The 7,306-nt window shown below is 42.8% G+C and carries 1 protein-coding gene; it reads left to right on the top strand.

The genetic code is table 11. From position 1 onward, the window contains the following. The first annotated feature begins 27 nt into the window (after positions 1–27). Complete coding sequence (locus tag Q0791_RS13725) at positions 28–7,290, top strand: Ig-like domain-containing protein (protein ID WP_299007272.1); 7,263 nt, start codon at positions 28–30, stop codon at positions 7,288–7,290. Positions 7,291–7,306: the final 16 nt, after the last annotated feature.

Here is a 7,306-nt window from a genome sequence, read left to right as displayed (position 1 = left end):
GAGTATACTGTCACCGCCTCCCTCACTGTGACCGATACCGCACAAAACACGACCACAGTCACGAAGACTGCCATGTACCAAGTCGATACAGTACCACCAATAGTACATGTTACCATTGATCCTATTACTCCAGATAACCTGATCAATGAATTCGATAATCGAGAACCCCTCTATATTAGCGGCACAGTTCGCGGCGAGTTTAATGCCACTGATACAGTCACTATTGTCATTGCAGATAATCCCCCCTTAACAGCGCCAATCCATTTCGATTCTGATACCAATGAATACTTTTATGAACTCGAAGTCGTTAATGCAGATCTCATCAATGCGATGCCACACCTTGTCACAGTCAGTATCCAAACCCTTGATGAGGCGGGTAATCTAGGCTCAGATCTCAAACAGCATTACTATGAAGTAGATATTATTCCACCTGAAGTCTCTGCACAGATTACCACGATTACTGCTGACAACTGGATTAATCAAGACGAAGCTGAGGACGAAAACTTAGTGCCCGTGGAGGTCTCTGGCTACATCCACAGTAATACCCTAGCCGATGCTGAAATCAGCCTACATGCCCTTATTGGCGGCGAGCTCACTAACATTGGCGATCCCATCACACTGGATGATCTTACATTGAACGACGATGGCTCCTTTAACTACACTTTTCATGTCAGCGGAGAACTGTTAAGTCAGGTTGAGCTCAATGAAAATGGCAACATCAATAGCAATGATAGCCATACACTAAGCGTTATGATTAGTGCCACCGATGATGCGAGGAACTCAAACAGTGCATCCAGTGAAAGTTATTTTGGCGTTGATACCACCCCCCCCGCAGTGGCTGTCGATATTGTTAGCATTTCAGAGGACGATCGACTCAATGCCAGCGATATAGATAACGATAATGTTCTACTCGTTCCCATTGAAGTCACCTATGGTGTTGACAGTAATACCTTAGCGCAAGCCGAGCTTAGCCTACATGCCACAATTAATGGTGAGTCTCAGATCATAGCCACACTACCCATCGACCAAGTTGGTGAGGCAACTCACACCTTTAACATTCCTATTGACCTGCTTGAATCAATAGATGACACTGGTAATGCAATCGATGACAGAAATACCAGCCATGGCATCACAGCCACTATTACAGCCACAGATTTAGCTGGCAACGTTACCGACCCATCAAACAGCAATGACGCATCAAGCAGCCATGAGTTTATTATTGACATCACTCCACCAGCACCGCTCTCTATCACCTTAAATACAGAAATCACTTCTGATGATATCATCAACGCTGATGAAGCTAATGTTGAAGCCATGCCCATTTTAATCTCAGGTTTCGTGGCAGGAGAATTTAATACTGGAGAACTCGTCACTCTCATTATTCAAACCGCTGATGATGTATTTGAATATCACACACCTGTTGATGCTGAAGGATATTTTGAACACGACATTTCAGGAGAATTATTAACTTTAGACATCGATCATACCATTACGGCTGAATTTACTTCAACAGATGAGGCTGGTAATCGCCGTACAGTTTTCGATCAAGAAAACTACCTTGTGGATACCGCGGCACCTGCCACCAGTATCAGTATTCATGAAATTGATGAAGTGTATGGGCCTGATGAAACATTTGATGTCACAATATCCGGTATTATCACCAAAGATGAGCCCTTTAATGATTACGACGCCATCAGCGTTAACATTAATGGGGACACATTCTACCCCAACTTCTCCCCCATATTAATAGGAGAACCTGGCTATGTGGCAGGCAGTTATACCGCTAACTGGAGCTTTGACATTCCTGGTCAAGAACTAAGAGATGATTCCGACTTACAAATCGATGCACGCTATGACACACAAGATATAGCCGGTAACATCTCCCCCACCGCGACCACCTCTCTCAACTACACCATAAATCTGGATGTCAATGCGGTAGATGATACCCAAATCATGCAGCCAGACGCTGTTTTTCAACTCAATCAAGAGTCTGAATTTGGTGATTATTATATCAGAAAAGACGGTATACCAGATGAACTCGTCATAGCCAATGAAACTTACCCAGTGGATGGCGAACTTATCTTTATTCCCGATCCCAATACCTTTAACTCTCTCGTTCAAGACATCACCTTAGGCAACCCCGATCCCAATGCTGCTGCTAAAATTGACGATTGGGGGAGCGTAGTTCAAAATGATCCCAGCACCGTGGTCTATCATCAAGGCGATATAACCATCACTAGCTCAATTATCAATGACGGTAATATTACTGAATACAATGGTAATGACGCTGTCGGTACTGGCATAGGCGGTCAAACAGGTAATGGATTAGAAGAAGGCGAATCATTACTTATTACCATTGAAGACACGGGTCTCGTGCCTATTTCCGTCAATCATGTCGATATCATGCTGTCAGGTTTAGGTGAATGGTTTGATCAAGACAGTTCCGACGCAACTGAAATCGTCATCATTGGCTATGACATGTATGGCGTGGAAATAGACCGTTTTGAGGGCTACAGAAACACTGGAGAAACCACAGCTACCTACACATTTAGCAGCGTTATTCCTTTCCACTCTTTTGAGCTAACAAGCAATAATATTAAAGGTGCTGATGGTCGCTATGTCGTGCAAGCCATGACAATCTCACAAGCGATTATCGTCGAAACCGATATCACAGTGACACAACCGGATTTAACGCTACATCACGAGTCCATTCTCATTCCGTTAACTGAAACCACAGACAACACACTCATTGATATCACAGATCCAGCTTTTGGCGATGTGCCTGCACCTATTATTGCTGAGATCAGAGTCTTAGAAGATAGCAGCATTAACATCCCCAACAGTAAATTACTGTATAATGACTCAGATGGAGATGATGTTCCTGACCCACTGACTATTACTGCTGTTAGCCCAACAAGCGAAAACGGCGGTACTGTTCAGTTAGACCCTATCACAGGTGAAATAACTTACACTCCTGCCGCCGGTTTTTCTGGCACTGACACCTTCACTTATACAGCGTCAGACAATGACGGCGCCAATGATACTGCCACTGTCACCATCGATGTGATGCCACTGTTCGACGCACCAGAGATAACACTAGAGCCCATTGCTGGTGACGGTTATATCAATCGAGAAGAAGCCTCTGTCAATATCGAACCGAGCAATCCCATCAGTATTACAGGGCAAGTCTCCGCCGACTTTGATATTGAAGGTGAATCAGTTGACATTCAAATTACCTACTATTTAATCGATTTTGAGTCTTTTACGCTAAATTACGACGTCACCTTAGATGCAAACGGTAATTTCATAATTGACAACCTTTATAGTCATCCAGGGCTTGTCAGTAGAAATATTGATGTCTTTTTACATGATGATGAATTTACTGTCACAGCATCAATCAATGTTGCCGATCCTAACGGCATAATCCAATCCACCTCAGCAGTCGAACAAGTCATTGTCGATACACAAGCCCCTGATTTTAACGTCTCGTTAAACACGATAGACGGTGTGCAGCAAGATACTCCCGCAGATAATGACGAACACTATATCGTCACAGGTAACGCAACAGGGATTGATTTCCCCCTCCCCACTGGGTACAACTACGAAGCACGATTAATCTTAAATGAAAATAATGACTTTGAAACTAAAATCTATTTAGGCACCATAGACAATGATGGCCTGATCCAATTTGCTATACCGCGCTATGATTTAGAAAACGCCACAGACGATGAAGGTCATGCAGCACGCCTGTCTGTCACCATCACCGATGAGGCAGACAACTCGTCTACTGATGGCGATACCATCTTCTATGAGGTGAACCAACAACCTGTTGCAGGGGATGATACCAGAGACTTAGAGCCCAATGCTTCAATCGTACTGAACGAAGAATTAACATATGGCGATTTACAAATCTCTCAAGATGGCATTCTATGGACCACTGTTGACATCAATACTCCCGTTGACATCGATGACACCACGCAATTTCATATTCTTCTTGATGAAGCAACCATCATAGACCTCACAACCGAAATCTTTGTTGGTAATACCGATGGCGAACCTAATCCATCAATAGATGAGTGGGGGGGGCTTTCTGATGATGGAAGGACTGTGACTTATCACGTAGATAATGAAAGCAGTATCATCGCTGTACTTAATGAAGGACAAAACGATGATGACACTCTTACCGTTTATAACAATGACGACGATGATAATACAGGTGTGGGGCTAGGCGCCGTTGACCAAACCGGGCAAGGGTTTGAAGGTACTGATACTCTGACTATATACTTCGACCATTTAGATGCAAATTATATAGAGGTCAATGGGGATGGAGCAGGCCCCTTTTTTGTTAGTAATAGTGTTTATATTGATGCATATTTAAGAAGTGGAGAGGTCGTTAGACAAGAATACAACAAACAAGATAGTTCAAGTGTATCATTTAGTTTTATCTTCGAAACAAATGATCCAGAAGACTTTGTCGATAAATTTGTACTTGGAACAGTCAATACTGAGTCAAATGCCAATTTCGTGATCACAAATATAGTTGCATCCAAAGTATTATATGATGAAATCGACTTAACTCTGATCCAGCCAGATGGCGATGAACAACCTATTCTCACTCTTGTCACCTTAACAGCGCAAGACGCCAACACCCCCGTCGATATAACTAACAAAATCAATTCATTAATAGAAACACCTAGGATAGAAGGTTTTGAGGTAGTCCCTGATGCGACACTGTTTATTTCATTTGCAGAGTTACTGGATAATGACTACGATCTTGACGATCATTCAATCAATATTACTGCGGTGCAAACCGCTGCAGATTCTCCATTAACGGTTATGATGGGCGATGGAGGAGTCTTAGTCACTGCTGATAGCTTTAGTGGTGACGCATTCTTCACTTACACAATAGAAGACAGTCAAGGTGGTCAGGGTACGGCAACAGTCACCGTAGTAGAAAGCTCTACACCGGAAATTACAGTCAATGACACCTTTGAGTATGGCTCGATAGTAGTCTCAGATGATGGCCAAAACTGGGTAACACTGGACCTCAATGACACCTACATCATTACTGAAACTACACAAATTCAATTTATCACAGAAGCTGACGCAATCGATGCCGCACAGGAAGGCGAAGTCACCATTGGCTCAGTAGATACCGATGACAATACCGTAGAGTTTGATGGCACGGCGTCACTGGCAGACTGGGGAACAGCCAATGACGCTAATAATCCAACGTCAATAACCACTACACTTGATTCTGGCGGAACAATCGATGTTAGTTTAGAATCAGGCGAAGTCCTTAAGGTGTATGACGGTCCTGAGCTCGATTACGGTATTATAACTGATGTCGCAGGGTTAGGTAGCGCAGACGACGGTGGCATGGACAGAGCTGATACGCTCAACGTTACTTTGACTGATATCATCACAAACTCTGTTTCTGTTACCGTTGATCACTTACAGGGTTACTTTGGTGATAACGGAGAGTATGCTATTGTCATTACTGCGACCCATGATGATAACTCTACAACCACAAATTATTACAATAGTAATGAGCTCATCTCTGATACTTTCAACATAACAACTACCCAAAACATTTCCTCATTGACAGTTTCCACAGAGAAAAATACCAGCTCTGATTTTGATGAGCTTAATTTCGATATCCTTATAAGAGACATTACGATTAATCAAGACCCTATAGCCATCATTGACGACGCTAGCTTAACATTAACTCAAACATTTGGATCAGAGCCTATCGACTTTGAATTTGATTTCTCGACAGACGACTATACTAGTCCCATTGATTTAACAGACAATGTAATATCACGAATTACAGAGACGGGCAATACTGATGTTACTCCCCCTGAGGCACCCGAAGTTTTCATTATAACAGACAGTGATGATGATGGTATGCTCTCTGCACCACTTGAACTCAATAATGAACAAGTCAATGTCTGGGTGTCAGCTGACATCTTAACCCAAGCAGACAGCTATATGAGTATCAGTATTGATAACAATGATACCGTCACGCAAGTAATTGCCAGCTTAGACGGTACTACGTTACAGGTTACCGATGCGGCAGGTAATGCTGTCGATGGGTTTGAGTATATAGCCGATGTTGGACAAGGAAAAAGTGTTATTAGTTGGTCTGAAATCATTGCATTAAGCACTACTGTGAGTCTTAGCGTCACGGCAGCCAATGTCGTTAATGGTGCGATTTCTGAAACTAGCACCGATAGTGCCGACCTTTTAATAGATGGAGGGCTAGAGGAATTAAATCAAAATATTGAAACCCAAGCCGAGCAAGAGGAGCAACAGCGTCTTGATGACATCAATACACTCACAATGCAAGTCAACAGCTTAAATGAAGAAATAGATCAACTTGAAGCAGAACTCAGTTCACTTACCTCTGCAAGGAATGCAGAAAAAGCCCAAAATGATCTCATTATTGATGACGCTGAAGCCAGAAAGCAGATCAACGAAGACGAACTTTATGACTACAATGATGCGTTAGAAAACGATCCTGATTTAACCTTACTCGACATTGCTAACATTAACACCGCTATATTGGTACTCAATGAGAACATAGCGGCTGACCAAAGTATTATTAATCAAACTGAACTGGCCGAAAGTGAGGCACAGAGCCTATATGATTCGCAAGAAGATGAATTTTCAACTGAAATATCTAATAAGCTTAATGACATCAATAATAAAGAGGATGAAATACAAAGCCTTACCGATGCCCTTGAAAGCAATGACAACCAGCATATCATTGGTACAGAAAATACTGATGACCTTAAAGGTTGGGATGGTAACGATGTCATTGAAGGGTTAGCTGGCAATGATAGCCTATCAGGCGAAGGCGGGGATGATATATTACTCAGTGGCGGCGGAGACGATTTGCTGACTGGTGGAACGGGGAATGATATCTTGACCGGCGGCGAAGGCGCCAATACCTTTGCTTTCCTAGAAGCCACTGTCAGTATCGATCACATTACCGACTTTACATCAGAAGACACCATTGACATTAGTCATTTGCTTCAGCCGGAACAAAACCTTGATGATCAAATTCGTATTTCTGTAGAAGATGATGGCACACACATTGAAGTCGATGCCCAGCATGACAATAGTTTTAGCCAAGAAATTATACTGGATGGTGTCTTTTTAGACAGTATCGCTGTTAATGATTTTATGAGTGGCGATGGCGCTTTGATTCTTGATACGGCGGCAAGCCAACTTGCAGCTCCTGCAAGTGAGGCGCCAATCGATGAGAATAACCCCCCTTTAATGTAGGGAATGCGTTTCTAAC

The organism is uncultured Shewanella sp. (genome assembly GCF_947495455.1).
Taxonomy (GTDB): domain Bacteria; phylum Pseudomonadota; class Gammaproteobacteria; order Enterobacterales; family Shewanellaceae; genus Shewanella.
This window is presented reverse-complemented; position numbering and strand designations above follow the sequence as displayed.